A 26,596-nucleotide genomic window follows, 5' to 3' on the forward strand; every position below is an offset into this window, starting at 1 on the left:
CGTTTGCCGGCTCAGAGCCGGAGTCCTGATCGAAACGGCTGATGGCAACCGACGTGACTTCAATTCGGATCCTCCCGATGAAAAAACTTGTAGGCGGGGACGGCAAGGATTCTCGAACCATAAAGCCGGCGACAGGAGGAATGTTATGCGCGTGAGTATTCTGGGCGCTGGAGCAATTGCCTATGGCCTTGCGGCCTATTTGGCACAATCGGGACATACGCCAACACTTTGGTCACCGTCGGGAGACCGCACCAGAACGTTGGCGACTGGCGAATTATTGAAGGCGACGGGGGATATCGAGGCGACGGTGCCGGTGCGTATTGCCAATGATTGTAAAGATGCCATCGATCACGCGGATGTGGTGGTGATCGCGCTTCCCGCTTACGGCCACAAGATGGTGATGGATGCCGCGGTCCCTCACCTGGCAGATGGTATTCCTGTCATCGTCAGTTCGCACAGTTCGTTCGGCGCGCTGTATCTCTCCAAGCGGTTAGCCGAGCGCAAGGTCAGGTTGCCGATCGTCGTTTGGGGCACAACGCTCTTGACCGGCCGCCAGCTCGGACCAACAGAAGTCCAGGTCACTTCCATTCGCCAGAAGCTTGATGTTGCGACGCTGCCTTTCGATGCGCTCGATCAAGGGTACAAGCTTTGCACGGCCTTGTTCGGCGATCGTTTCGTCAAGCGCGATGGTCTGCTGGCAATTGCGCTCAGCAACCTCAATCCGCAGAACCATCTGGGAATTGCCCTTCTCAATCTCACACGAATGGAGAGGGCCGAGCGATGGAGCCAGGGGGGAAATGTCACTCCTGCCGTTGGTCGCTTCATCGAGGCTCTGGATGCCGAACGATTGGCCATAGCTGGCAATTTCGGTATCGCGGTTCGTACCGTCCAGGAACATTTTTCATTGTCGTTCCACGTCCCCATGAGCACCGTTTCGGAAATGAACCTGGAGATGGATCGCCAAGGTCGTGGCGGCTTTGGCCCGACGACTATCGAGAGCCGCTATATTCTCGAGGACGTTCCGTTCGGCCTGTTACCAACCGCAGTCCTGGGGAAGATCAGCGGAAATCCGGCGGTTCTCCATGAATCCGGAATTTCCATATTGTCGGCGGCTTATGGCCGGGATCTCAAGGGAGATAATGATATTCTTCCTGGGCTCGGCATCGAGAACATGACAAAGACGGATCTTGAAGCCCTTTGCCGCAAGGGGTTTTGAGCGCGCTCGCGGCCAATGCGGCGTGATTACGCTTTGAGGAAGCTAGCGCGACGCTCCTGTTACATCATTGCGAGCTGATTCTAACCAACGACATCCGAAGGTCGACTTACTTGACTTGTGAGCGGATAACTTCTATATGATGTGGACACTTTAAGAAGGAGGTATAACCATGGTCCGTCCTGTAGAAACCCCAACCCGTGAAATCAAAAAACTCGACGGCCTGTGGGCATTCAGTCTGGATCGCGAAAACTGTGGAATTGATCAGCGTTGGTGGGAAAGCGCGTTACAAGAAAGCCGGGCAATTGCTGTGCCAGGCAGTTTTAACGATCAGTTCGCCGATGCAGATATTCGTAATTATGCGGGCAACGTCTGGTATCAGCGCGAAGTCTTTATACCGAAAGGTTGGGCAGGCCAGCGTATCGTGCTGCGTTTCGATGCGGTCACTCATTACGGCAAAGTGTGGGTCAATAATCAGGAAGTGATGGAGCATCAGGGCGGCTATACGCCATTTGAAGCCGATGTCACGCCGTATGTTATTGCCGGGAAAAGTGTACGTATCACCGTTTGTGTGAACAACGAACTGAACTGGCAGACTATCCCGCCGGGAATGGTGATTACCGACGAAAACGGCAAGAAAAAGCAGTCTTACTTCCATGATTTCTTTAACTATGCCGGAATCCATCGCAGCGTAATGCTCTACACCACGCCGAACACCTGGGTGGACGATATCACCGTGGTGACGCATGTCGCGCAAGACTGTAACCACGCGTCTGTTGACTGGCAGGTGGTGGCCAATGGTGATGTCAGCGTTGAACTGCGTGATGCGGATCAACAGGTGGTTGCAACTGGACAAGGCACTAGCGGGACTTTGCAAGTGGTGAATCCGCACCTCTGGCAACCGGGTGAAGGTTATCTCTATGAACTGTGCGTCACAGCCAAAAGCCAGACAGAGTGTGATATCTACCCGCTTCGCGTCGGCATCCGGTCAGTGGCAGTGAAGGGCGAACAGTTCCTGATTAACCACAAACCGTTCTACTTTACTGGCTTTGGTCGTCATGAAGATGCGGACTTGCGTGGCAAAGGATTCGATAACGTGCTGATGGTGCACGACCACGCATTAATGGACTGGATTGGGGCCAACTCCTACCGTACCTCGCATTACCCTTACGCTGAAGAGATGCTCGACTGGGCAGATGAACATGGCATCGTGGTGATTGATGAAACTGCTGCTGTCGGCTTTAACCTCTCTTTAGGCATTGGTTTCGAAGCGGGCAACAAGCCGAAAGAACTGTACAGCGAAGAGGCAGTCAACGGGGAAACTCAGCAAGCGCACTTACAGGCGATTAAAGAGCTGATAGCGCGTGACAAAAACCACCCAAGCGTGGTGATGTGGAGTATTGCCAACGAACCGGATACCCGTCCGCAAGGTGCACGGGAATATTTCGCGCCACTGGCGGAAGCAACGCGTAAACTCGACCCGACGCGTCCGATCACCTGCGTCAATGTAATGTTCTGCGACGCTCACACCGATACCATCAGCGATCTCTTTGATGTGCTGTGCCTGAACCGTTATTACGGATGGTATGTCCAAAGCGGCGATTTGGAAACGGCAGAGAAGGTACTGGAAAAAGAACTTCTGGCCTGGCAGGAGAAACTGCATCAGCCGATTATCATCACCGAATACGGCGTGGATACGTTAGCCGGGCTGCACTCAATGTACACCGACATGTGGAGTGAAGAGTATCAGTGTGCATGGCTGGATATGTATCACCGCGTCTTTGATCGCGTCAGCGCCGTCGTCGGTGAACAGGTATGGAATTTCGCCGATTTTGCGACCTCGCAAGGCATATTGCGCGTTGGCGGTAACAAGAAAGGGATCTTCACTCGCGACCGCAAACCGAAGTCGGCGGCTTTTCTGCTGCAAAAACGCTGGACTGGCATGAACTTCGGTGAAAAACCGCAGCAGGGAGGCAAACAATGAGCTCAAGGAGACATGAACGATGAACATCAAAAAGTTTGCAAAACAAGCAACAGTATTAACCTTTACTACCGCACTGCTGGCAGGAGGCGCAACTCAAGCGTTTGCGAAAGAAACGAACCAAAAGCCATATAAGGAAACATACGGCATTTCCCATATTACACGCCATGATATGCTGCAAATCCCTGAACAGCAAAAAAATGAAAAATATCAAGTTCCTGAATTCGATTCGTCCACAATTAAAAATATCTCTTCTGCAAAAGGCCTGGACGTTTGGGACAGCTGGCCATTACAAAACGCTGACGGCACTGTCGCAAACTATCACGGCTACCACATCGTCTTTGCATTAGCCGGAGATCCTAAAAATGCGGATGACACATCGATTTACATGTTCTATCAAAAAGTCGGCGAAACTTCTATTGACAGCTGGAAAAACGCTGGCCGCGTCTTTAAAGACAGCGACAAATTCGATGCAAATGATTCTATCCTAAAAGACCAAACACAAGAATGGTCAGGTTCAGCCACATTTACATCTGACGGAAAAATCCGTTTATTCTACACTGATTTCTCCGGTAAACATTACGGCAAACAAACACTGACAACTGCACAAGTTAACGTATCAGCATCAGACAGCTCTTTGAACATCAACGGTGTAGAGGATTATAAATCAATCTTTGACGGTGACGGAAAAACGTATCAAAATGTACAGCAGTTCATCGATGAAGGCAACTACAGCTCAGGCGACAACCATACGCTGAGAGATCCTCACTACGTAGAAGATAAAGGCCACAAATACTTAGTATTTGAAGCAAACACTGGAACTGAAGATGGCTACCAAGGCGAAGAATCTTTATTTAACAAAGCATACTATGGCAAAAGCACATCATTCTTCCGTCAAGAAAGTCAAAAACTTCTGCAAAGCGATAAAAAACGCACGGCTGAGTTAGCAAACGGCGCTCTCGGTATGATTGAGCTAAACGATGATTACACACTGAAAAAAGTGATGAAACCGCTGATTGCATCTAACACAGTAACAGATGAAATTGAACGCGCGAACGTCTTTAAAATGAACGGCAAATGGTACCTGTTCACTGACTCCCGCGGATCAAAAATGACGATTGACGGCATTACGTCTAACGATATTTACATGCTTGGTTATGTTTCTAATTCTTTAACTGGCCCATACAAGCCGCTGAACAAAACTGGCCTTGTGTTAAAAATGGATCTTGATCCTAACGATGTAACCTTTACTTACTCACACTTCGCTGTACCTCAAGCGAAAGGAAACAATGTCGTGATTACAAGCTATATGACAAACAGAGGATTCTACGCAGACAAACAATCAACGTTTGCGCCAAGCTTCCTGCTGAACATCAAAGGCAAGAAAACATCTGTTGTCAAAGACAGCATCCTTGAACAAGGACAATTAACAGTTAACAAATAAAAACGCAAAAGAAAATGCCGATGGATCCACAGCAAGCGAACCGGAATTGCCAGCTGGGGCGCCCTCTGGTAAGGTTGGGAAGCCCTGCAAAGTAAACTGGATGGCTTTCTTGCCGCCAAGGATCTGATGGCGCAGGGGATCAAGATCTGATCAAGAGACAGGATGAGGATCGTTTCGCATGATTGAACAAGATGGATTGCACGCAGGTTCTCCGGCCGCTTGGGTGGAGAGGCTATTCGGCTATGACTGGGCACAACAGACAATCGGCTGCTCTGATGCCGCCGTGTTCCGGCTGTCAGCGCAGGGGCGCCCGGTTCTTTTTGTCAAGACCGACCTGTCCGGTGCCCTGAATGAACTGCAGGACGAGGCAGCGCGGCTATCGTGGCTGGCCACGACGGGCGTTCCTTGCGCAGCTGTGCTCGACGTTGTCACTGAAGCGGGAAGGGACTGGCTGCTATTGGGCGAAGTGCCGGGGCAGGATCTCCTGTCATCTCACCTTGCTCCTGCCGAGAAAGTATCCATCATGGCTGATGCAATGCGGCGGCTGCATACGCTTGATCCGGCTACCTGCCCATTCGACCACCAAGCGAAACATCGCATCGAGCGAGCACGTACTCGGATGGAAGCCGGTCTTGTCGATCAGGATGATCTGGACGAAGAGCATCAGGGGCTCGCGCCAGCCGAACTGTTCGCCAGGCTCAAGGCGCGCATGCCCGACGGCGAGGATCTCGTCGTGACCCATGGCGATGCCTGCTTGCCGAATATCATGGTGGAAAATGGCCGCTTTTCTGGATTCATCGACTGTGGCCGGCTGGGTGTGGCGGACCGCTATCAGGACATAGCGTTGGCTACCCGTGATATTGCTGAAGAGCTTGGCGGCGAATGGGCTGACCGCTTCCTCGTGCTTTACGGTATCGCCGCTCCCGATTCGCAGCGCATCGCCTTCTATCGCCTTCTTGACGAGTTCTTCTGACCCGGTACCTCAGCGCTAGCGGAGTGTATACTGGCTTACTATGTTGGCACTGATGAGGGTGTCAGTGAAGTGCTTCATGTGGCAGGAGAAAAAAGGCTGCACCGGTGCGTCAGCAGAATATGTGATACAGGATATATTCCGCTTCCTCGCTCACTGACTCGCTACGCTCGGTCGTTCGACTGCGGCGAGCGGAAATGGCTTACGAACGGGGCGGAGATTTCCTGGAAGATGCCAGGAAGATACTTAACAGGGAAGTGAGAGGGCCGCGGCAAAGCCGTTTTTCCATAGGCTCCGCCCCCCTGACAAGCATCACGAAATCTGACGCTCAAATCAGTGGTGGCGAAACCCGACAGGACTATAAAGATACCAGGCGTTTCCCCCTGGCGGCTCCCTCGTGCGCTCTCCTGTTCCTGCCTTTCGGTTTACCGGTGTCATTCCGCTGTTATGGCCGCGTTTGTCTCATTCCACGCCTGACACTCAGTTCCGGGTAGGCAGTTCGCTCCAAGCTGGACTGTATGCACGAACCCCCCGTTCAGTCCGACCGCTGCGCCTTATCCGGTAACTATCGTCTTGAGTCCAACCCGGAAAGACATGCAAAAGCACCACTGGCAGCAGCCACTGGTAATTGATTTAGAGGAGTTAGTCTTGAAGTCATGCGCCGGTTAAGGCTAAACTGAAAGGACAAGTTTTGGTGACTGCGCTCCTCCAAGCCAGTTACCTCGGTTCAAAGAGTTGGTAGCTCAGAGAACCTTCGAAAAACCGCCCTGCAAGGCGGTTTTTTCGTTTTCAGAGCAAGAGATTACGCGCAGACCAAAACGATCTCAAGAAGATCATCTTATTAAGGGGTCTGACGCTCAGTGGAACGAAAACTCACGTTAAGGGATTTTGGTCATGAGATTATCAAAAAGGATCTTCACCTAGATCCTTTTAAATTAAAAATGAAGTTTTAAATCAATCTAAAGTATATATGAGTAAACTTGGTCTGACAGTTACCAATGCTTAATCAGACTAGAGCTTCCATCCGCTTGCCCTCATCTGTTACGCCGGCGGTAGCCGGCCAGCCTCGCAGAGCAGGATTCCCGTTGAGCACCGCCAGGTGCGAATAAGGGACAGTGAAGAAGGAACACCCGCTCGCGGGTGGGCCTACTTCACCTATCCTGCCCGGCTGACGCCGTTGGATACACCAAGGAAAGTCTACACGAACCCTTTGGCAAAATCCTGTATATCGTGCGAATTGTCTAGATTCGCTTCATCGAGGCTCTGGATGCCGAACGATTGGCCATAGCTGGCAATTTCGGTATCGCGGTTCGTACCGTCCAGGAACATTTTTCATTGTCGTTCCACGTCCCCATGAGCACCGTTTCGGAAATGAACCTGGAGATGGATCGCCAAGGTCGTGGCGGCTTTGGCCCGACGACTATCGAGAGCCGCTATATTCTCGAGGACGTTCCGTTCGGCCTGTTACCAACCGCAGTCCTGGGGAAGATCAGCGGAAATCCGGCGGTTCTCCATGAATCCGGAATTTCCATATTGTCGGCGGCTTATGGCCGGGATCTCAAGGGAGATAATGATATTCTTCCTGGGCTCGGCATCGAGAACATGACAAAGACGGATCTTGAAGCCCTTTGCCGCAAGGGGTTTTGAGCGCGCTCGCGGCCAATGCGGCGTGATTACGCTTTGAGGAAGCTAGCGCGACGCTCCTGTTACATCATTGCGAGCTGATTCTAACCAACGACATCCGAAGGGGACCAACACAGGTTGGATATTATCAAACTGTGTTGGTCCGAGTTGGCTATTTCACCTGCTTGATCTCCCCCGGCGCCAAACGGCGCCGGATAAGACGTGCCGTATCGATCACATCATGCGTTTGATGTCGGTGTACGCGCCATTCGTCTTCAGCGTCACGGTGACGTCGGCACCGGTGCGGTTGCGCCAGAACCAACCGTGATTGCCGTCAAAGGCTGCCTCAAGTACGCCCTCGTCCTCTGCAGCACCGCGTCCCTTCTCGTATGAGATGTTTTCGCCGCCGCCGTCACCATGGGTGTCGAAGTTCACCGCCGCGCCATTGGCTGTCCAAGAGTAGTTTGCCTTTGCGCCCTTGGCCATGACGAGCTTGATCTCAGCTCCTTCGCCGGGCTTGAGGGTGACCGACATTTCGTCCGTCCGCAGTTCCTGGGCAGAGGCGGAACCAATCACCAGTTCAGCGAAGACGCGCTCCAGAAGACTCGACTGCTGATCTTGGCCTGGCACTGCGGTCGGCGTGCCGTTTTGCAATTCGCGAAGGCGGTCTTGCTCGGCCTCTTCGGCGAGTTGTGTCTTGATCTCGCCCATCTCGGTGAGCTCGAGCGCTCGCCCAACGCCGGTGGGATCGATGGCGTATTCGGCCGGCAGCACGATGGTCACAAGGATGGCCGCTGCCGCGACAATGGCGATGAGGGTAGATCGGAGGAGCTGCATGGATGTCGGCAGTTCAGCGCGGGTCGGGATGTCTGTGTTGTACATGGGAGAATTCCTTTTTTTGATCTTTACTTGGAGGTTCAGGAGACGACCCAGCCGGTGAGTTGATAGCCGATCAGCACAAACCCGGCGGTCATCATGATGGTGTTGGCGGTGTATGCGTGGCGCCAGAAACTGTCGGTCCGGCGCCAGTAGCCCATGACGATAAGGATAGCAGCGAGCGCCAGAAGCTGACCGACCTCAACGCCGACGTTGAAGGCAAGTAGGTTGGGCACGAGCCCGTCGGGCGAGATGTTGTATTCGATGATCTTCGTCGACAGGCCGAAGCCGTGGAAAAAGCCGAAGATCAGCGTCGCGATCTTGGTGTTCGGCTGGAAGCCGAGCCACCTCTGGAAGGCACCCATATTGTCGAGCGCCTTGTAGACGACCGACAGGCCGATGATCGCGTCGATGATGTAGCTGTTGATGCCAACGTTGAAATAGACGCCAAGCAGCATGGTCGTGGAATGGCCGAGCGCGAACAGGCTCACATAGATGCCAATGTGCTTCATCCGGTAGAGGAAGAAGATCACGCCGAACAGGAACAGGACGTGGTCGTATCCCGTCACCATGTGCTTGGCGCCGAGATAGATGAAGGGCAGCAGATTGATGCCCGTGATCTCCTGGATATAGCCCTTGTCGCCTTCGGCAACGGCATGGGCGAGGGCAGTCCACCCAAGCAATGGGAGGGTCAGGAGAGCAATGAGCACAGGAAGGGCAAACCGCCAGCGCGCGCAAGGCGTGCGTGGCGGACCCTTGTAGAAGGATCCTTGCATGAGAATTCCAATCGTCGTCGTTGAGGATGGCCGCGCGTGCGGCCGCGATCATGCGATGACGATCTGCCTGGGAGGGCGCTCAAGCCGGAAACGGATTTCTAGGTCGGCAAACGAAGGCGGGTAAACCAGCCAGCTCCGGCCTATCGGCGGTGCTGGCTGCGCGAAGCCCGGAAGCGTGCTCGCCGTTTCATGGGTGTGGTCGGCCGGATTGTGGCCGTGGGTATGACCAAAGCTCTGCTCATCGGCTTCGCCATCGTCATGGCTGTGGCCGTGTTTTCCGATCTGTGCTGTCAGCTCTGCGTGACGCGCTGCCTCGGCGGCAGCGAGCGCAATCGGGCTATGCGAGGCCGAACTACCCACTGGGGAGAGCAGCACGCCGAGAGTCATCGCGAACGCGACGATGAGACGAAAGGCTGTGCTAGGGATCCAATTCGGCATGCTTAACGATTATTCTCTAAAATCCTAACGAATGGTGGCATGCACCAGAATCGAGGCCACTTTGAGGCTTGGAATATCCTCTCGGGGGGGATAGCATCAAGGGCATGAATGAGCGTCCCCACGTCCACGAAACCCATCCTGCCATCATCAAGCGGCTGAAGCGCGCCGACGGCCATCTGCGCGGGATCGTCGAGATGATCGAGGCCGGGCGACCGTGCCTCGACATCGCCCAGCAACTTCATGCCGTGGAGAAGGCCATCGCCCAGGCCAAGAAGACGCTGATCCAGGACCACCTCAACCACTGCCTTGAAGACGTCGTCGGACCGCTGGCGCTCGAGCAGCGCCGCTCGATCGACGAGTTCAAGGATATCACCAAGTACCTGTGAGAAGCGCCATGATGGACAAAGTTCGCGATTGGTTCGGGTTCGGCCCGATGACGCAAGGCATGGGCGGCCACGGACATGATCACGGCGAGGGCGGCCATGGCCACACGCATGGCGTCATCGACCCGACGATCGCCACGACGACGCGCGGCATCTGGGCGATTAAATGGTCATTCGTCGTTCTGGCCATCACGGCGGCGCTGCAGTTGGTGGTTGTGTTCCTCTCCGGCAGCGTGGCGCTGCTGGCCGACACGATCCACAATGTCGGCGACGCGGTCACCGCCATCCCATTGTGGGTCGCCTTCATGCTGGCCCGTCGCAAACCGAGCAAGACGTTCACCTACGGGCTGGGTCGCGTCGAAGATCTGGCCGGCATTCTGATTGTCCTCATCATCTTGTTCAGCGCCATCGTTGCCGGCTACGAGGCGATCGACCGGTTGATCAATCCGCAGCCGATCGCATTTCTTGGCTGGGTCGCCATAGCCGGCATTATAGGTTTCTTAGGCAACGAGGCCGTTGCAGTGTTCCGTATCCGGGTCGGCCGCGAGATCAACAGCGCGGCGCTGATCGCCGACGGCTACCATGCGCGCACCGACGGCTTTACCAGTCTGGCGGTTGTGCTGGGTGCTATCGGCGTATGGCTGGGGTTTCCGCTGGCCGATCCGATCATCGGGCTCTTGATCACGGTGGCCATCTTCGCGATCGTCTGGCAGTCTTCGAAGGCAGTCCTCACGCGCATGCTCGACGGTGTCGAGCCCGGCATCGTCGATGAAATCCATCATGCCGCCGAGCATGTGTCCGGTATCGAACGTGTCCAAAGCGTGCAGGCGCGCTGGATCGGCCATCGCCTGCATGCCGACGTCGCCATCAGTGTCGCCGACGCGGCGACGGCCAAGGACGTGATGGGCGTCACCGAAGCCCTCAAGGAGGAACTGTTCGCCCACTTGCCGGCGTTGGCTGAAGCGAATGTTCGTCTGGAGAGTTCGGCCGGGTCTGCCGCGACGGGCACGGAACCCTCTCACTCACATGGTCATCATGCGCCGGAGCCCTTCAAGGTCGACTGCGATCTGGCTGCCGGGACATTGGAAATCGTCGACACGCCGGCTGGCGAGCGGATGCGGCTGACCATCGACCGGCATGCCGACGATCTGATGGCAACGGTGATCATCGATAGGCCTGGCGGGCCGGAGACGCTTCGCCTCGAACCCATCGCCGACAACCATCATCGCCTTGAGAGCACCGTGGCTCCTGCTGAGCCGCATGAGTTCCAGGCGAGGCTGGTCTTGGCCGCGAAGGGTCGCGAGCAGGTGCTGCCGTTCAAAATGGTCGAGCCGGAAGGCCACCATCACTGAGATCAGGCCCGCCATTCAATCGCCACGGATCAACGACCCATCGCTCCTCCAAGAAGACAGACATATGCTGCAAGTCCTTGCCAATCGCACTTATCGCCATCTTTTCCTGGCCCAGGTCATCGCCCTGATTGGCACTGGCCTTGCCACCGTGGCGCTCGGGCTGCTTGCCTATGACCTTGCCGGCGCCGATGCCGGCGCGGTGCTCGGCACGGCGCTTGCCATCAAGATGATCGCCTATGTCGGCGTGGCGCCCGTTGCCGCCGCGTTCGCCGAGCGCCTACCACGCCGTACCATGCTGGTTTCGCTCGACCTCATCAGGGCAGGGGTTGCCGTATTCCTGCCCTTCGTCACCGAAGTCTGGCAGATATATCTTCTCATCTTCATCCTGCAGTCGGCGTCAGCCGGCTTCACCCCGACCTTCCAGGCTTCGATCCCTGACGTGCTGCCCGAAGAGAAGGACTACACACGGGCCTTGTCGCTCTCGCGACTGGCCTACGACCTGGAAAGCGTCGTCAGCCCCCTCCTCGCGGCGGCGCTGCTTTCGGTCATAAGCTTCCATAGCCTGTTCGCCGGCACGGTTGTCGGGTTCCTGGCGTCAGCGGCGCTGGTCGTCTCCGTGGTGCTGCCCAGCCCGCAGCCCTCCGAGCCGCGCGGCATCTATGAACGCACGACGGGCGGGATCCGCATCTATCTGACGACGCCGCGTTTGCGCGGTTTGCTGGCCCTTAATCTTGCCGTCGCGGCGGCCAGCGCCATGGTGATCGTCAACACGGTGGTCCTGGTGCAGGCAAAATTCGACCTCTCCCAGAGCGACACGGCATTTGCCCTTGCCGCCTTCGGGGGCGGCTCGATGATCGCGGCGCTGGTCCTGCCGCGGCTGCTGGACGGCATCCCGGATCGGGTTGCGATGTTGTCAGGCGCCGGCCTGCTGGTTGCCGGCTTGTTCGCAGGGCCGTTTGCCATCAGCTATCAGCTGCTCTTGCCGCTCTGGTTCGTGCTCGGGCTCGGCTATTCGCTGGCGCAGACCCCGTCTGGGCGGCTGATCAAGCGCTCGGCCGATCCCGTCGACCGGCCGGCATTGTTTGCCGCGCAATTCGCGCTTTCGCACGCCTGCTGGCTCATCACCTATCCGATCGCCGGACTCGTCGGCGCGGCGATGGGCCTGCCCTTCACCTTTATCCTGCTTGGCGTCATTGGCGCCGCGGCACTCTTTGCCGCGATGTGGTTGTGGCCGCGTCACGATCCCGACGTTCTCAGCCACGCCCATGACGATCTGTCTGACGGGCATTCGCACCTCGAGGACGCCGTCTGGACCGAAGCAGGCTTCGAGCATGCGCATGGTTATGTCGTTAACGATAGGCACCCAAAATGGCCGAAAGCGAGCTGAGCGGCCCCAATGCTGGGAGATGTTGGTGCCTTCGGCGCGCTGTTCCTCACCGCGTTCGCCGCAGCGACAATTCTGCCGCTGCAGTCAGAGGCGGTGCTGGCCGGCCTGCTGCTGACCGGAAGCCAGTCACCGGCGGCGCTGATCCTGGTCGCGACGATCGGCAACGTGCTTGGTTCGGTTGTCAACTGGCTGCTCGGCCGCTGCATCGACCGCTTTCGCGACCGCAAATGGTTTCCGGTCAAGCCCACTGCGCTCGATCGCGCCGCGGCGCGCTACCGCCGTTGCGGACGATGGAGCCTGTTGCTGAGCTGGGTTCCCGTCATCGGCGATCCGCTGACGATGATGGCCGGTGTTCTGCGCGAGCCGCTCTGGAGCTTCGTTGCGATCGTCACGATGGCGAAAGCCGGCCGCTATCTCGCGCTCTCGGCGGCGGCGCTGAACTGGCTGTAGGCCGCAACCGCGACCAAGTGGGTCGCTGGGGTAAAACTCTCAAACGGTTTTCCGACTTTATGTCTTATGTCTATACAAATTAGCAAGCGTGCACATGATCGTTGCCAATCAAACAAAAAGGGGAACTAACATGATGACTCTCGACCGCCGCAATTTCCTGGCCTCCACAGCCGGCCTGGCCTTCATTGCCGCGTTTCCACGCGCCGCGTACTCGGAGGGGCATGAAACGTTGAAGGTCGCCATTGCCGCCGAAACCGGCGATCTCGACCTGCTGCAAAACGTCTCCACGCTGAGTTCCTACACGGTCGTGTTCGACGCCCTCATACACTATGGCCAGGACGGCGCGCTCGAGCCCGGGCTCGCCACCAAGTGGGCTGTCGCCGGCGACCAGCTTTCGATCGCCTTCGACCTGCGCGAAGGTGTTGCCTTCAGTGACGGCACGCCCTTCGATTCGACCGCCGCGGAATGGAATCTCAAACGCTGGCTGGGCGTCGCGGATTTCTCATGGATCGGTGTGTCCGACGCATTCGACAGCATCGTCACCGATGGACCCAGCAAGTTGACGATCAAGCTAAAGCGTCCGGTGCCCGCCGCCTTGCTGGAGCTCACCATAGTGCGTCCGGTGCGCTTCCTGTCGCCGAAGGCGGTCGACGCCGGCGGCAAGCAGACCGCTCCGGTCGGCACCGGACCGTGGATCGTCGAAAGCTACGATTCCTCCGGCACCGTGCTGGTGCGCAACGACAAATACTGGGGCGAGAAGCCACTGTTTGCTCGCATGGAACTGAAGGTGGTTCCCGACGAACTCGCCCGCGCCAACGCGCTGCGTTCCGGCGACCTCGACGTGATCGGCGGCGACTGGGTGGCGACGCTGTCGCCGCGCCGCGCCCGCGCGCTTGAAAAGGACGGCATGAAAGTGGTGGCCGAGGCCGGCACCGCAACCATGCTGCTCGGTTATTCGCCGAAGGCCAAGATGATGGCCGACAAGGCCGTGCGCGAGGCCATCTATGTCTCGGTCGACCGCGCCGCGATCGCCAAGGTGTTGTTCGAAGGCTACGCAGATCCGGCGGCGGATCTCTTTCCGACCAACGTGCCTTCCTCGGGCAAGCGGCATAACGTGCCGGTACGCGACGTCGCCGCGGCCAGGAAAATCCTTGCCGATGGCGGTTGGAGCGAAAGCGGAGGCGCCTGGAGCAAGGAGGGCGCGCCGCTGGCGATCGATTTCCTCGTATCGGAGGAATCGCTGCCGGGTTCGCGCCGCATCGCCGAGATGATCCAGGGTCAGCTGTCCGAGGTCGGCTTCCAGGTTCAGGTCTCGTCAGTCGACAACGCCACCATGCACGACCGTCGCCCGGCGTTCGAATATGATCTTGCCTTCTTCACCACCTATGGCGCGCCCTATGATCCGCACGGCACGCTCGGCAACGCGTTCGTATCCACCGCCGACAGCGGGCCGGACGGCAAGATCTATGTTTCCCCGGAGCTTGATGGCGTGGTCAAGGCCGCGCTCGAAGCGAGCGGCGACGAACGCGAAGCCAAGATGCAGGCGCTCTACGACTGGCTGCACGACAACCGGGCGATCTGCCCGCTCGTTGTCAGCCAGCGGCTGTGGGCGCACAATCCTCGCGTCGAGAACTTCGCGCTTCCCGCGACGGACTACGACCTGCCGTTCAAGGCGATCACGCTGAAGGCCTGAACGCCTCGAATCTCCTGGGGGAGTTCCGATGAGACGCACGATTCTGCGAAGGATGTTGCTTGCCTGTCTGCTTGTCGTGGCGGCATCGGCATTGACCTTTACCCTGGTTGCCGCGGCGCCGGGCAACGTCGCCGCGCTCATGGCCGAGCGTGCGGCAGGCCCGGGCGCGGATGCCGAAATGATCAAGAAGATCGGCGAGGACCTCGGGCTCTATGATCCGCTGCCGGTCCGCTACGGCCGATGGCTTTTCAGCGCTATCACCGGCGATCTCGGCGTCTCGCTGCGCACCGGCAAGCCGATCGCGCAGGAATTCGCCGCCAGAATCCCGATGACGGCGGCGCTGCTTGCGGGCGGCGGCATTCTCGCCTTTTTCCTGTCGCTGGCGCTCGGCGTTGCCGGTGCGGTCAGCAATGGTGGCGCGTTGGACCGGTTCCTCCACGCCTTCTCGCTGGTCGGCGCCTCGACGCCGAACTTCTTCGTGGCGGCGCTGCTGGTCATCGTCTTTTCGGTGATGCTGGGCTGGCTGCCCACCTTCGGCGTCGGCGGCTTCACCTCGTGGCTCTTGCCGTGGGTGACAATCGCCCTGTTTCCGGCATCGGTGCTGAGCCGCGTCGTCCGCGTCAACCTCCAGGAGGCCATGTCGCGACCCTTCGCCACGACGGGCTTCGCGAAGGGCTACACGAGGACACAGGTGCTGATGCGCGAGGCTCTGCCCAACATCGCCATCCCGTTCCTGACCACCTTCGGCGCCCAGTTCACGCTGATGATCATCGGTTCGATCGTGGTTGAAACGGTGTTTGCGCTGCGCGGCGTCGGCGCCTTCTTTATCGATGCAATCCGCTTCCGCGACTTCGTCGGCATGCAGTCGGTTCTGTTGCTGTTCGTGGTGTTCTTCGTTGTCGTCAACCTGATGGTTGACGTGATCTGCATGTTTGTCGACCCGCGCATGCGTAGGGCGAGAGGAGCTTGATCCGATGAACACTTCCTTGTTCAGGAGCATGAAGGACTGGCCCTGGCTGGTGCTGCTGCCAGTCGTCTTCTTTGTCGCGGTCGGTGTGCTCGGTCCCTCGATCATGCCTTACGATCCCGGCGCGCAAGACTACGACGTCACGCTTGCGGGACCGAGCTGGGCTCACTGGCTGGGCACCGACTATCTCGGCCGCGATATTCTGAGCCGCATCATCGGCGGCGCCCGCATATCGCTGGTGGCGATGGTGATCGTGCTGGTGGCCGCACTTGCCATCGGCGTCAGCATCGGTTCGTTCGCCGGTTATGTCGGCGGGCGCGTCGAGCTGGTGTTGATCAGCCTCATCGACATCGCGCTGGCGCTGCCAAGCTTGGTGATCGCGCTGGCGCTGATCGGCATTCTCGGCACCGGCTACTGGTCGATGATCACGGCGCTGACGCTGGCGTGGTGGGCGAACTATGCCCGCATGAGCCGCGCCGTGGTCACCGCCGAATTGCAACAGCCCTATATCGAAGCGGCAAGGGTGATGGGCGCCAGCCATCTGTGGATCTTTGTGCGCCATATCCTGCCGCATGTCCTGGCCCTCGTCGTGGTCTATGCCAGCGCCGATGCTGGCGCCCTTGTCCTGGCCATCGCGACGCTGAGCTTCCTCGGCCTGGGCGTCGCGCCGCCGGCGCCGGAATGGGGCCAGATGCTGGTCGACGGCATGAGCTACATTGAGGAATACCCGAGGCTGGTCGTCCTTCCGGGCCTTGCGCTCACTTTGGTGGTGGTCAGCTTCAATCTGCTGGGCGAGACCTTCGCGTTGCAAAAGGTGCCGAGGCCGGTGCGCGGCGGTTTGCTGCGCAAGCGTCGCAAGGCGCGCGCCGTTGAGGAAGCGGAGCGGAACGCCGTCGAAACGGGAACAGCCGCGCCATGAGCGACGAGCCGATCTACTCCATAGAAAACATGGTCATTGATCTCTACGCCACGACCGTTTCCGTGCGCGCGGTCGATGGGGTGTCGTTCAACGTCCGTCCCGGCGAGACAGTCGCCGTCGTCGGCGAGAGCGGTTCGGGCAAGACCGTCATGACGCTTGGGCCGCTCGGCCTGCTGCCCGAGGGCGTCACCGTCGACATCAAGGGATCGGCCCGAGCCGAAGCGAGCGAACTGGTCGGAATGGAGTCCAGGCGCTTGTCTGACCTTCGCGGCCGCTATTTCGGCGTCATTTTCCAGGACCCGATGAGCGCGCTGAACCCGATGCTGAAGATCGGACCGCAACTGGCGCGCCAGGCGCGCCGCTTTGCCAATCTCTCGCATGCGGATGCCCGCAAGGAAGCGGTCTCGCTGCTCGCCCGCACCGGCATCCCTGACCCGGAAGACCGCTACGATCGCTATCCGCATGAAATGTCTGGCGGCATGCTGCAGCGCGCCATGATCGCACTGGCCCTGGCAAGCCGGCCGCGCGTGCTGATCGCCGACGAGCCGACCACTGCGCTGGACGCCACGGTGCAGGCGCAGATCCTGGAGCTCATCCGCCAGATCCAGCGCGAGGAAGGCATCGCGGTCGTGCTGATCACGCACGACATCGGCGTCGTCGCCTCGGTCGCGGACCGGGTCATGGTGCTCTATGCCGGGCAGGTGGCGGAGGAGGGGACCGCGATGGATGTGCTGACGCGGCCGACGCATCCCTATACACGCGGGCTGCTTGCCTCTGTACCGGATTTCCGCGCCGACGAACGCGCCGCGACCAAGGAAATACCAGGTTTGCCGCCGAACCAGATCAGGCTGGAGCCGGGCTGCCGTTTCGCTGCCCGCTGCGAACTGGTTGAGCCCGAATGCCGCGTGCATCGGCCGCCGCTCCAGACGATCTCGACGGGCGGGACGCCGCACAAGGTGGGATGCCCGGTGGTGCTGAGGCGGGAAGGGATAGCAATCCATGGCTGACATTGCGGCGATTGAGGTCAAGGGCCTGAAGGTCCATTTCGCCAACCGCTCCGGAACAGGCGCCGTGCGGGCGGTCGACGGCATCGACCTGACCATTCCGCGTGGTGCCTTCCATGGCATCGTTGGCGAATCCGGTTGTGGCAAGACCACGCTGGCTCGCAGCGTCGTCGGCCTGCAGAAGGAGACTGAGGGTACGGTGCTGATCTCGGGGCGGGATCGCGCCCAGTGGCTGAAGTCGGACCGCAAATCGTTCAGCCGCGAGGTCCAGTTCGTCTTCCAGGATCCGCTGGGCTCGATGAGCCGTCGCCAGACCGTCTACCAGACGCTGGAAGAGCCGCTGCAGATCCATCGCCTCGGATCTCCGGCCGAGCGCCGGCGCCGTATTGGCGAGCTGCTGGATCTGGTGGCGCTGCCAGCGACCGTGCTCGACCGCCTGCCGCGTTCGCTTTCCGGCGGCCAGCGCCAGCGCGTTTCGATCGCTCGCGCGCTTGCGCTGAAGCCATCGATCCTGGTTTGCGACGAACCGCTCAGCGCGCTTGACGTTTCGATCCGGGCGCAGATCGTCAACCTGTTCACATCATTGCAGAAACAGCTTGGCCTTACCATCGTCATCGTTGCGCATGACCTGGCGATCGTGCGCGAGGTCTGCTCAAACGTGACGGTGATGTATCTTGGCCGCATCGCGGAAGCCGGCGTGACGCGGCCGCTGTTTCGCGAGCCGGCCCATCCCTACAGCCAGGCACTGCTTTCGGCGGTTCCTTCGCCGGATGCTCGTATCGAGGCCGGCCGTCGCCGAATCATCCTCGCGGGCGACCCTCCAAGCCCCAGCGCGCCGCCACCGGGATGCCGCTTCAACACCCGCTGTCCTGTGGCGATCGATGTCTGCCGGACCGAGGAGCCGATGTTGCGCTCGGTGCCGCATGGCGGGGTCGCGGCCTGCCACCTGGCCGACGGCGAGCGGCGGCCGGTGATTTGAGTGCCGACTTGATCTGCCCTCGTTGCCCGCTACTTCAGGCCGCCGCCGGCTTCGTGACGGGTGGCCAGCTATGGGTCTCCGCCTTGCGTCGTGAGGCCCAGGCATAAAGCGCATCGTAAATGACGAAGCCGTGCTTCAGGATCTCGTGGTCGTCGGGCGTCACGTCCCGCAGCCCCATGGAGATCGCGAGCAGTCCTGCAGACTGTGGCGTGAGATCGTGCCGATCCGTGTCGGCGCCGCGCACGATCGCGGCAATGGTCACGATCGCCGGGTCGCGATCGAGGCCGAATTTCGAGACGAAGGTGTCGAAGCTGCAACCGTCGCCGACATGGGTGAATTCGACGCCGGGCACGTCGTAGGGTGTCGCGCCCGCTTCCTGGGCAACACGGATCACCTGATCAGGTGCCGCGAACAGGAAATCAGGTTCCTTGTCGATGAAGCGTGCAATCAGCCAGGGGCAGGCGATGCGGTCGATGACCGGGCGTTCACGGGTAACCCATTTCATGACGCAATCCTTTCTTCGCTCATCACCAGAGGGACGGTTGGCGCGCCGATGGCGTGCCAGGCGGCGATGCCGCCTGAGAGCGCCGTTGCATCGACGCCGCGGCGACGCAGTTCGGCGACTGCGTCGCCGCTGACCTGGAAGCCGTAGACGCAATAGACGATGACAGGCCTGTCCCTCGGCAGTTCATCGGCCCAATCGGCAATGGTCTCGGGAGCGCGGAGCTTGGCGCCCGGCAGCATATCGCTGCGTTTTGCCAGATCGTCGGCCAGGCAGACGTCGAGCACGACCAGATCTTCGCCCTGGTCGAGTCGGGCCCGCAGTTCCTCTGGCGCAACAGTTGGAACCTTATTGTCCGATGCAGGTCCTGTTGAAGGATCGCGCTGCGCGACAGCCCGCCGGTGGCGGGCGGCAACCCGCTCCCAATGGATGTTCTTCATGAACGCGTCGACATAGGCGCCAGCCTTGGCGCCAAAATCGAGGTGGTAGGCATGATCGTACATGTCGAGCGCGAGGATCGGCATGCCGCCGGCGAGACAATTGGTGTGATCCGCCGCCCATTGAATCGTCAGCCGATCGCGGCGCTCCGACCAGGTCAGCAGCGTCCATCCCGAGCCTCCGGCCTGCGCCTTAGCACAAGCCATGAACTTGGCGCGCCATGCCGCCACGCTGCCGAAGTCGCGCTCCAGTGCTGCGGCAAGATCGCCTCCGGCATCGCCGGAACCACCGAGCCCATCGAAATAGATCTCGTGCAGGATCGCCGAATTTGCCGCGACCAGCTCTTCGCGCTTCAACCCGTTGATGTCGAAGACGGGTGCTGCGCCCCAGTCGAGTTCATCGAGCCGCTGTTCGATAGCGTTGAGGCGGCGAACCGCACCGCCGTAATTGTTTTCATAATGGCTGGCCAGCAGGCGTTCGGACAGTCCGACGAGCCTGGGCGGCTTGAACGGCAGCGGCATGATCTGGTGCGGCATTGGATTTCCTCGCTCGGCGGCACGGCCATCCGTGAGCAGGCGCACGTTATGCCCAAACGAGAAATGATACAAGTGTTGCATCTTGCTCAGACGTTTGATACCGGTCACTTATGGGCGAGAGGGGATCGATCCCAGCTGCGCCGGGTATTCCACCAAGGACGAGGAGCGAACCATCTGCGGCTGAACCGCAGTCCTCAGGGGCGGCACGCCTTGGGTGGTTGCCACCACCGATGTCGCTTCCGAAAGGCCCGCGGTCACCTCGACGCGACCGTTGTCGGTGACACCAGCCTTGATGGCGAGGCGTGTGATGCGATTGTCCGTAACTGTGTACACGAAGGTGCCGTCGCCACTACTTCCGGGGCCTCCATTCCTGCCGGACGACGTTCGAGGGGCGCCAGATGAGCTTTCTTTCTTCGCCCGGAAGTGCGCTGGGGCGCTTCGACAACCGACGATGAGCTTCGCCCGCATTGAAGTATGGTGTCTCTGCGGATTTTGGCCATTTAGTATGGTTTGCGCATGAGTCATGATACAAGTGTTGCATCTAATTCAGTCCATGATACGGTTCACTTATGAGTGAGGGGCAATCGCAGGAGCAGCGCTGGCTGCTCCTGATTTATCAGCTGCCAAGCAAGCCCGCCTATTTCCGGGTGAAGATCTGGCGACGGTTGCAAGGCATCGGCGCGGTCGCAGTCAAAAGCACCGTTTACGCCCTGCCGGCGAATGCCGAGATGCAGGAGGATTTCGAATGGCTTCTGAAGGAGATCGTCGCCGGCGGCGGCGAGGCCATGATTTGCGAGGCGCGCCTTGTCGACGGTCTGTCGGACGCGCAGGTGCGGGCGATGTTCGACGCGGCCCGTGATGCCGACTATGCGGAGATCGCTGGGGAAGCGCGCGAGCTGGCTGCAGCGATTGGGGCCGACGCGACATCGGAAAAACACGCAGAAGCGCGTCCGCAACTTGGTCGCTTGCGCAAGCGGCTCACTGAAGTGGTGATGATCGACTTTTTTGGTGCCAGCGGTCGCCTCACGATCGAGGGACTGATCGCCGAACTTGAAACACAGCTTACAGAGGACAAGGCCATGACCAAGGAACCGAAGAAGGCCGCCGAGCCGAGCGAGCTCAAGGGCCGAATCTGGGTCACGCGCCGGGACGTGCATGTCGACCGCATCGCCTGCAGTTGGCTGATCCGCCGGTTCATCGATGCTGACGCGATCATCCGCTTCGTAGCGGGCAAGGGATACGTGCCAAAGGAGGGGGAATTGCGCTTCGACATGTTCGAAGGCGAAATCACCCATGAGGGCGATCGCTGCAGCTTCGAAGTTCTGCTTACCCGCGCCGGCATCAATGATCCGGCACTCCAGGCCATCGCCGAGATCGTCCATGACATCGACCTCAAGGACAACAAGTTCGGTCGCGAGGAGGCGACTGGGATTGCCAGTCTGATTGCAGGCATCGCCATGGCGAACGAGAGCGACGAACAGCGGATCGCGCAGGGCGCTCCTGTCTTCGACAACCTCTATCAGTATTTCCGCAAGAAACGCGGATGACCGCAGGGACTCAAACTATGGCCAATCTGGAGCAGTCCGTCACGACGCCGCCATCTCTGGCCGAAACCCACGACCATGACATTTCGTTTGCGGACGCCATGCGAGTATGGGCCCGCGTTGCAATGCTCAGCTTCGGCGGCCCGGCCGGCCAGATCGCCATGATGCATCGGATCGTCGTTGAGGAAAAGCGCTGGATCGGCGAGACGAGATTCCTGCATGCGCTCAACTACTGCACGCTGCTGCCCGGTCCGGAGGCGCAGCAATTGGCCATCTATATTGGCTGGCTCATGCACAAGACCAAAGGCGGCCTCGTCGCGGGAATCCTGTTCGTGCTGCCAGGCGCGGTCGCCATCATGGTCCTGAGCTGGATCTACGCCATCTTCGGCAACGTTGGCGCTATCCAGGCGCTCTTCTTCGGCCTGAAGGCGGCGGTTCTGGCCATCGTGCTCGAAGCGGTCCTGCGGATCGGCAGGAGGGCGCTCAGGAACAATGTGATGGTCGGCCTCGCTGCGGCAGCCTTCATCGCCCTGTTCTTCTTCCATGCACCGTTCCCGCTGGTCATCCTGGTTGCGGCCGTGATCGGCTACGTCGGGGGCAAGATGGGTTGGGCCGCATTCCAGCCAGGCAATGGACATGGCAAGCTTGGTGGCAAGCAGGTCGATGATGTCGACTCGGCGCTTGGCGAAGGGATGCCGGCGCATGCCCGGCCATCCATCGAATGGTCGCTGAAGATTGCGGCGGTGTTTCTGCTGCTATGGTTCGTTCCGGTCCTTTTCTTGTTGCTGTTTCTTGGGCAAGGCAATGTCTTCACCGACATCGCCATCTTCTTTTCCAAGATGGCGGTGGTGACGTTCGGCGGGGCCTATGCGGTGCTTGCCTATGTCGCCCAGCAAGGAGTCGAGCACTATGGCTGGCTGAAGCCTGGAGAAATGCTGGATGGCCTCGGCATGGCCGAAACAACGCCGGGTCCGCTGATCATGGTCACTCAATTCGTTGGTTTCATGGGAGCATTCCGGGAGCCGGGGGTTCTTAACGCGTTGGTCGCTGGAACGCTCGGCGGCCTTCTGACGACGTGGGTGACCTTCGTCCCGTGCTTCCTGTGGATATTTCTCGGCGCGCCGTACATAGAGACGATGCGCAGCAACAAGGCCCTGTCAGCCGCACTGTCGACCATCACGGCAGCGGTGGTTGGAGTGATCCTGAACCTCGCGGTGTGGTTCGCGCTTCATGTCCTGTTTCGCGATTTGCATGAGATCGGCTTGCTGGGCATGAGGCTCGACGTGCCAGTCCTCGGTTCCCTCAACATTCCGTCTCTCGTACTGACCCTCGGTGCGATGCTGGCGGTATTCCGCTTCAAGGTCGGCGTGATCCCGATGCTAGCGGCATGTTCGATCCTGGGCGTGCTTTTCGGCGTCGCGGCGGGCTCGGTCTAGGGCGATCTTTCTGCTCGGATGCGAGCATCGCAGTCTATTTCGTATCGGGGCTGCCTGATGGGCGAGCAAGTAGGAGGCGAGGTATAATGGGCACGAGGCGAGTGGCTTTGGTCTGGCGCGGTGACCGGGAGGCGCGTCGCACGGCGACACCGCAGAACAACCGGTTTCATCGCGTGTTCGAGGAACTCGCTGCGATCGGTGTTCACGCCGAACCGGCCGTTTATGACGAAGAGTTTGCCGAGGAGGTTCGGACCCAGCTCCTGGCGACGGACGGCGTGCTGGTCTGGGTCGATCCCTTGCACGAGGGAAAAACCCGTGCGGTGCTTGACCCGCTGCTGCGCGACGTGGCGGCACGCGGCCCCTGGGTGAGTGCACATCCAGACGTGATCCTGAAAATGGGCGTGAAGGAAGTTCTGCACCGTACGAAGCATCTCGGATGGGGAACCGATACTTACCTCTACGGCTCCGCCGAGGCTTTTCGCGAGGCGTTTCCGGAGCGGCTTCGAACGGCCGGTCCACGGGTGCTGAAGCAGAACCGCGGCAATGGCGGCCAGGGAGTATGGAAGGTCGAGCTGATCGGTTCGCTTCCTGGCGGAGAGCCGGCGGTTCGGGTGCTGCACGCGCGACGCGGCAGTACGCCGGAAGAACTCGCACTGCCGGATTTCATGGCGCGCTGCGAGGTGTATTTGACACCCGATGGCTGCATCGTGGATCAGCCATTCCAACCGCGTTTACCCGACGGGATGATCCGCTGTTACATGGGCGCCGACAAGGTGGTCGGCTTTGGCCACCAGTTCATCAAGGCCCTAATCCCGCCACCTCCTGAAGGGCCAGATTCCGAGGCTGCGCAACCAGGGCCGCGGATAATGCATCCCGCCACGGCCGAACCGTTTCAGTCGCTGCGGACCAATATGGAAACCGGGTGGACGCCGCAAATGATGGCTGTGCTAGGCGTCGATGCCAGGTCGCTGCCGATCATTTGGGATGCCGATTTTCTCTACGGACCACGGACTGTGTCAGGTGAAGACACGTATGTGCTTTGTGAGATCAACGTCAGCTCGGTCTTTGCCATCCCCGATCAAGCGCCGGCCGAAATAGCTCGACTCGTTGCCATGCGATTTTGAATCGACGAAGATTGGCGGTCCGAGTGAGGCTCTGGCCGAACGCGGTTCGGCGGTCAGTCCGATGGTCGCCGGACCCCTGCTTGCCGTTTCCGGTTTCGGCTGACCAATTCTCGTCGCCGGTGGCTTGAACACCATCTACGAAATCCTTTGCTCATGACGTTTCGCAAGATTCGGCCGCCCGAGGAACGTTAGCCTCAACCGGCGCGAGATCTGGATTTGGAAGGTCTTGCTAGGGTGACCGCCCCGGAAGAGCTGAACCCGCCATCCGCTGGAACAGGTCGTCGACCTGGGCCGGCGATAGGCTGGAGTCCTCGGCGATCCACCAGGCAAGCACCGAGAGAAAGGCTCCCGATATGAACTGGACGACGAATTCCAGCGGCACGCCCGCGTCGCCGATCCGCTTGCCAGACAGTTCGGTTCGCACTGCGCGCCGTATGCGTTCACGCAATTGATCGTGGATCGTGTCGCCGCTGCTCGCAAGTAGCGCTTTGTGAAGCGACCGGAACGCCCGCGCGTGCTCGAACATCGGCAGGCTGAATTCGAACAGGCGATTGCCTGTCTTTTCGTCTGCCGACACGCGCCTGCTCAGCGACAGCAGATGCGCCTCAAGGGCCGCGCTGCGCAATTCGTCCTTGCCGGCATAGTGCGTATAGAAGGTCGACCTGCCGACATCAGCTTTCTGGCAGATGTCTTCCACGGTGAGAGCCGCATAGCCGCACTCTGGGATCAGAGCAATCAGCGCGTCCTGCAGCATGGCGCGCGTGCGCGCGACACGACGGTCGATCGTACCCCTGTCGTCGGGCCGCTCGATTTTAATGGTCATTGCTCTTTCCACCGTGCGGTTTGGAACGTTCAGCGGTCCGTTGTCCAGCAACAGCGCTAATGGACAATCTGTCCAGTATGATACGCCGAGTCCAGAAGCTCAAGAATGCCTTGAGCACTCCGGAAACGGACGAGGAGGCAAAAGGAAATGCACCAATTTGGTCATCGGGCTGGAAACGGACAGCATTCGCGAAAGGGTGTTATTATGCTTGCCGTGCTCGTCAAACTGTCGCTGGTCAGCGGTTTTCTACTAATGCTTCATTTCGGGGACGGCTATCTCAATGCCGGTGCTTGGACGGCTGCAGTCCACGGCCTCATCCTCGCTGCGGTCGCGGCATTCGCACTCTGGGGCGGCTTCCATCACATGCGGACTGCCGGCGCGCATGGCGCCGGCGAAAGGGGCATCGGCATCGTCCTGCATAGGGCGGTCGGCTATGACCTGCTTGCGCGCGTCCTGACTTGGGGCCGCGAGGACCGGTTCCGTGAATTCATGCTGCGTCTGGCAAGGCTCCAGCCCGGCGAGGCGATGCTCGATGTCGCCTGCGGTACGGGCACGCTTGCCATAGCCGCGAGACGGTTGGTCGGAGCGGTCGGACGCGTCACGGGCGTCGACGCATCGGTCGAAATGGTCGAGAGGGCGCGCGTCAAGGCTACGCGAGCCGGCGTTGATCTTACCTTCGTCCAGGCGACGGCCCAGGAACTTCCCTTCGAGGATGGCCAATTCGACATCGTGATCGGTACGCTCATGCTGCATCACCTGCCGAAACCCGACCGATCGACCTTCTTCCGTGAAGCGGAGCGGGTTCTGAAGCCGGGAGGCCGACTGCTGCTGATCGACTTCGGAAGGCCGCTGCACGAATCCAGATTGCCGAGGCTCCATCGGCACGGGCATATCGACATGAATGCGGTCGGAACTCTACTGGTCGAGACAGGCTTCAGGGTCGACGATACCGGCGCCGTCGGGACCATGAACCTCGATTATGTGCGCGCGACCACGGACAAGATCCTGCCTGCCTGAGCGCGGCATGCCGCGGCGACCGGACCGGGCGCGCCGCCGCCAGGAACACGCGCGGGCCGGTAGTCGCGGGCCGCGCTGCATTGCGTGCGTAGCCGCCGCGGCGCTATCTTGCCGATTGGCTATCCCGGCCTGCTTCGATACGCGAGTCTACCGAATGCCCAAGACCTACTTGTCCTTGACGCTTGCGGCCGCATGGTTGGCATCACCGCTTGCGCATGCCGATGGCGTCGACCGGGCGCTGGATGCCTTCCACGCGACATGCCTGGCGCACGGCCCCGACTTCGAGCGAACCGCGACATTGGCAAAGACGCGCGGATGGACGCCGCTCGTCGACGGCGCGGCACTTGCTCCTGTGGATGCCATGAAGGCGTTCCGCGGATGGCAGGTCACCGGCGACGACCTTCCGGCCGGAACGATGGTCGCGGTGACCAGGGCTACCATGGACGGCAGGTCCGTCCAGACCTGCTCGCTCAAGCTTTTCGATGTCGACCGCGCCGAGTTTGAAAAACGGTTCTTCCACCGCACCGACGCCGAAAAAATCGGCGAGGAGAGGAAGGGCAGGCAGGTTTCCCGGCTGTTCATACTGATCGCGGGCAATCGCAAGCAGCTCGTGCATTTGACGTCGCCAGCCGTTCGGAGCACAGCGAACGCCATCATAGCAAGTTCGATCGTCGATGATTGAAAAGGCTTCGCGGGCCGCGTCCCAATTTAGCCTGCTTGC

Annotated in this window: 25 protein-coding genes; 19 read left to right on the forward strand and 6 right to left on the reverse strand. The window is 59.7% G+C overall.

The annotated features are described in order from the left end of the window. The first annotated feature begins 145 nt into the window (after nucleotides 1-145). From ACYG9Y_RS02820 to ACYG9Y_RS02840, 5 genes are all read left to right on the forward strand, one after another. Nucleotides 146-1,216, forward strand: a complete 1,071-nt coding sequence (locus ACYG9Y_RS02820) for an NAD/NADP octopine/nopaline dehydrogenase family protein (protein ID WP_031197587.1) — start codon at nucleotides 146-148, stop codon at nucleotides 1,214-1,216. 169 nt (nucleotides 1,217-1,385) lie between these two features. Continuing rightward, on the forward strand, nucleotides 1,386-3,197 hold the full coding sequence (gene uidA, locus ACYG9Y_RS02825) for a beta-glucuronidase (protein ID WP_257825605.1): 1,812 nt from the start codon (nucleotides 1,386-1,388) through the stop codon (nucleotides 3,195-3,197). Nucleotides 3,198-3,216: 19 nt separating this feature from the next. Then, nucleotides 3,217-4,638 carry a levansucrase gene (gene sacB, locus ACYG9Y_RS02830; RefSeq protein ID WP_001022105.1) on the forward strand — a complete coding sequence of 474 codons (1,422 nt, stop codon included), beginning with the start codon at nucleotides 3,217-3,219 and terminating at the stop codon, nucleotides 4,636-4,638. Between the two features lie 178 nt (nucleotides 4,639-4,816). After that, nucleotides 4,817-5,611 (forward strand): aminoglycoside O-phosphotransferase APH(3')-IIa, encoded by a 795-nt coding sequence (locus tag ACYG9Y_RS02835; protein WP_000572405.1) that lies wholly within the window; start codon nucleotides 4,817-4,819, stop codon nucleotides 5,609-5,611. A 1,251-nt stretch (nucleotides 5,612-6,862) separates the two neighbouring features. Beyond that, a complete protein-coding gene (locus ACYG9Y_RS02840; protein ID WP_460223147.1) occupies nucleotides 6,863-7,255 on the forward strand; it encodes an NAD/NADP octopine/nopaline dehydrogenase family protein in 393 nt (130 codons plus the stop codon). A gap of 210 nt (nucleotides 7,256-7,465) precedes the next feature. Here ACYG9Y_RS02840 and ACYG9Y_RS02845 read toward each other — a convergent pair whose 3' ends face one another. From ACYG9Y_RS02845 to ACYG9Y_RS02855, 3 genes are read right to left on the reverse strand one after another with little or no spacing between them, the layout of a single operon-like run. Beyond that, nucleotides 7,466-8,113, reverse strand: a complete 648-nt coding sequence (locus ACYG9Y_RS02845; RefSeq protein ID WP_023669873.1) for a hypothetical protein — start codon at nucleotides 8,111-8,113, stop codon at nucleotides 7,466-7,468. Between the two features lie 35 nt (nucleotides 8,114-8,148). Then, a complete protein-coding gene (locus ACYG9Y_RS02850) occupies nucleotides 8,149-8,883 on the reverse strand; it encodes a HupE/UreJ family protein (protein ID WP_023713974.1) in 735 nt (244 codons plus the stop codon). Between the two features lie 48 nt (nucleotides 8,884-8,931). Further along, the gene (locus ACYG9Y_RS02855; protein ID WP_023696825.1) at nucleotides 8,932-9,321 is read right to left on the reverse strand and encodes a hypothetical protein; all 390 of its coding nucleotides are present in this window, start codon (nucleotides 9,319-9,321) and stop codon (nucleotides 8,932-8,934) included. Nucleotides 9,322-9,425: 104 nt separating this feature from the next. On the opposite strand from ACYG9Y_RS02855, the gene ACYG9Y_RS02860 reads away from it, so the two are divergent. From ACYG9Y_RS02860 to ACYG9Y_RS02900, 9 genes are all read left to right on the forward strand, one after another. Beyond that, complete coding sequence (locus ACYG9Y_RS02860) at nucleotides 9,426-9,707, forward strand: metal-sensing transcriptional repressor (RefSeq protein ID WP_023669876.1); 282 nt, start codon at nucleotides 9,426-9,428, stop codon at nucleotides 9,705-9,707. A gap of 8 nt (nucleotides 9,708-9,715) precedes the next feature. After that, nucleotides 9,716-11,056: a cation diffusion facilitator family transporter gene (locus ACYG9Y_RS02865; RefSeq protein WP_023713973.1), complete on the forward strand. Its 1,341-nt coding sequence runs from the start codon at nucleotides 9,716-9,718 to the stop codon at nucleotides 11,054-11,056. Between the two features lie 64 nt (nucleotides 11,057-11,120). Further along, nucleotides 11,121-12,443 carry an MFS transporter gene (locus ACYG9Y_RS02870; RefSeq protein WP_023804776.1) on the forward strand — a complete coding sequence of 441 codons (1,323 nt, stop codon included), beginning with the start codon at nucleotides 11,121-11,123 and terminating at the stop codon, nucleotides 12,441-12,443. A 9-nt stretch (nucleotides 12,444-12,452) separates the two neighbouring features. Beyond that, on the forward strand, nucleotides 12,453-12,893 hold the full coding sequence (locus tag ACYG9Y_RS02875) for a YqaA family protein (protein WP_031197584.1): 441 nt from the start codon (nucleotides 12,453-12,455) through the stop codon (nucleotides 12,891-12,893). A gap of 130 nt (nucleotides 12,894-13,023) precedes the next feature. After that, nucleotides 13,024-14,586, forward strand: coding sequence for an ABC transporter substrate-binding protein (locus ACYG9Y_RS02880; protein ID WP_023804777.1), 1,563 nt, complete (start codon nucleotides 13,024-13,026; stop codon nucleotides 14,584-14,586). A 28-nt stretch (nucleotides 14,587-14,614) separates the two neighbouring features. After that, nucleotides 14,615-15,556 carry an ABC transporter permease gene (locus tag ACYG9Y_RS02885; RefSeq protein WP_023669881.1) on the forward strand — a complete coding sequence of 314 codons (942 nt, stop codon included), beginning with the start codon at nucleotides 14,615-14,617 and terminating at the stop codon, nucleotides 15,554-15,556. A 4-nt stretch (nucleotides 15,557-15,560) separates the two neighbouring features. Further along, on the forward strand, nucleotides 15,561-16,472 hold the full coding sequence (locus tag ACYG9Y_RS02890) for an ABC transporter permease (RefSeq protein ID WP_023669882.1): 912 nt from the start codon (nucleotides 15,561-15,563) through the stop codon (nucleotides 16,470-16,472). Continuing rightward, nucleotides 16,469-17,479 (forward strand): ABC transporter ATP-binding protein, encoded by a 1,011-nt coding sequence (locus ACYG9Y_RS02895; protein WP_023669883.1) that lies wholly within the window; start codon nucleotides 16,469-16,471, stop codon nucleotides 17,477-17,479. The genes ACYG9Y_RS02890 and ACYG9Y_RS02895 overlap by 4 nt, the downstream gene beginning before the upstream one ends. Further along, nucleotides 17,472-18,455, forward strand: a complete 984-nt coding sequence (locus ACYG9Y_RS02900; RefSeq protein ID WP_023804778.1) for an oligopeptide/dipeptide ABC transporter ATP-binding protein — start codon at nucleotides 17,472-17,474, stop codon at nucleotides 18,453-18,455. The genes ACYG9Y_RS02895 and ACYG9Y_RS02900 overlap by 8 nt, the downstream gene beginning before the upstream one ends. Before the next feature lie 34 nt (nucleotides 18,456-18,489). Here the strand turns inward: ACYG9Y_RS02900 and ACYG9Y_RS02905 are convergent, their stop codons facing one another. Continuing rightward, nucleotides 18,490-18,960, reverse strand: a complete 471-nt coding sequence (locus ACYG9Y_RS02905; protein WP_023669885.1) for a chromate resistance protein ChrB domain-containing protein — start codon at nucleotides 18,958-18,960, stop codon at nucleotides 18,490-18,492. Beyond that, nucleotides 18,957-19,931 carry a Fe-Mn family superoxide dismutase gene (locus tag ACYG9Y_RS02910; RefSeq protein ID WP_023804779.1) on the reverse strand — a complete coding sequence of 325 codons (975 nt, stop codon included), beginning with the start codon at nucleotides 19,929-19,931 and terminating at the stop codon, nucleotides 18,957-18,959. Before ACYG9Y_RS02910 ends, ACYG9Y_RS02905 begins: the two co-directional genes overlap by 4 nt. Before the next feature lie 569 nt (nucleotides 19,932-20,500). Between ACYG9Y_RS02910 and ACYG9Y_RS02915 the strand changes: the two genes are divergently transcribed. From ACYG9Y_RS02915 to ACYG9Y_RS02925, 3 genes are all read left to right on the forward strand, one after another. Then, the gene (locus ACYG9Y_RS02915) at nucleotides 20,501-21,478 is read left to right on the forward strand and encodes a chromate resistance protein ChrB domain-containing protein (protein ID WP_023669887.1); all 978 of its coding nucleotides are present in this window, start codon (nucleotides 20,501-20,503) and stop codon (nucleotides 21,476-21,478) included. 17 nt (nucleotides 21,479-21,495) lie between these two features. Further along, nucleotides 21,496-22,911, forward strand: coding sequence for a chromate efflux transporter (gene chrA / locus ACYG9Y_RS02920; protein WP_031197581.1), 1,416 nt, complete (start codon nucleotides 21,496-21,498; stop codon nucleotides 22,909-22,911). Nucleotides 22,912-22,997: 86 nt separating this feature from the next. Then, complete coding sequence (locus ACYG9Y_RS02925) at nucleotides 22,998-24,035, forward strand: Cj0069 family protein (protein WP_031201381.1); 1,038 nt, start codon at nucleotides 22,998-23,000, stop codon at nucleotides 24,033-24,035. A 229-nt stretch (nucleotides 24,036-24,264) separates the two neighbouring features. On the opposite strand, the gene ACYG9Y_RS02930 is transcribed toward ACYG9Y_RS02925, so the two are convergent. Beyond that, nucleotides 24,265-24,909: a TetR/AcrR family transcriptional regulator gene (locus tag ACYG9Y_RS02930; RefSeq protein ID WP_023669890.1), complete on the reverse strand. Its 645-nt coding sequence runs from the start codon at nucleotides 24,907-24,909 to the stop codon at nucleotides 24,265-24,267. Between the two features lie 153 nt (nucleotides 24,910-25,062). Between ACYG9Y_RS02930 and ACYG9Y_RS02935 the strand changes: the two genes are divergently transcribed. Together ACYG9Y_RS02935 and ACYG9Y_RS02940 are read left to right on the forward strand one after the other, a co-directional pair. After that, complete coding sequence (locus tag ACYG9Y_RS02935; protein WP_050588535.1) at nucleotides 25,063-25,875, forward strand: class I SAM-dependent methyltransferase; 813 nt, start codon at nucleotides 25,063-25,065, stop codon at nucleotides 25,873-25,875. 7 nt (nucleotides 25,876-25,882) lie between these two features. After that, nucleotides 25,883-26,557: a hypothetical protein gene (locus tag ACYG9Y_RS02940; protein WP_156940642.1), complete on the forward strand. Its 675-nt coding sequence runs from the start codon at nucleotides 25,883-25,885 to the stop codon at nucleotides 26,555-26,557. The last annotated feature ends 39 nt before the right edge of the window (nucleotides 26,558-26,596 follow it).

The organism is Mesorhizobium sp. W050, from assembly GCF_054719535.1.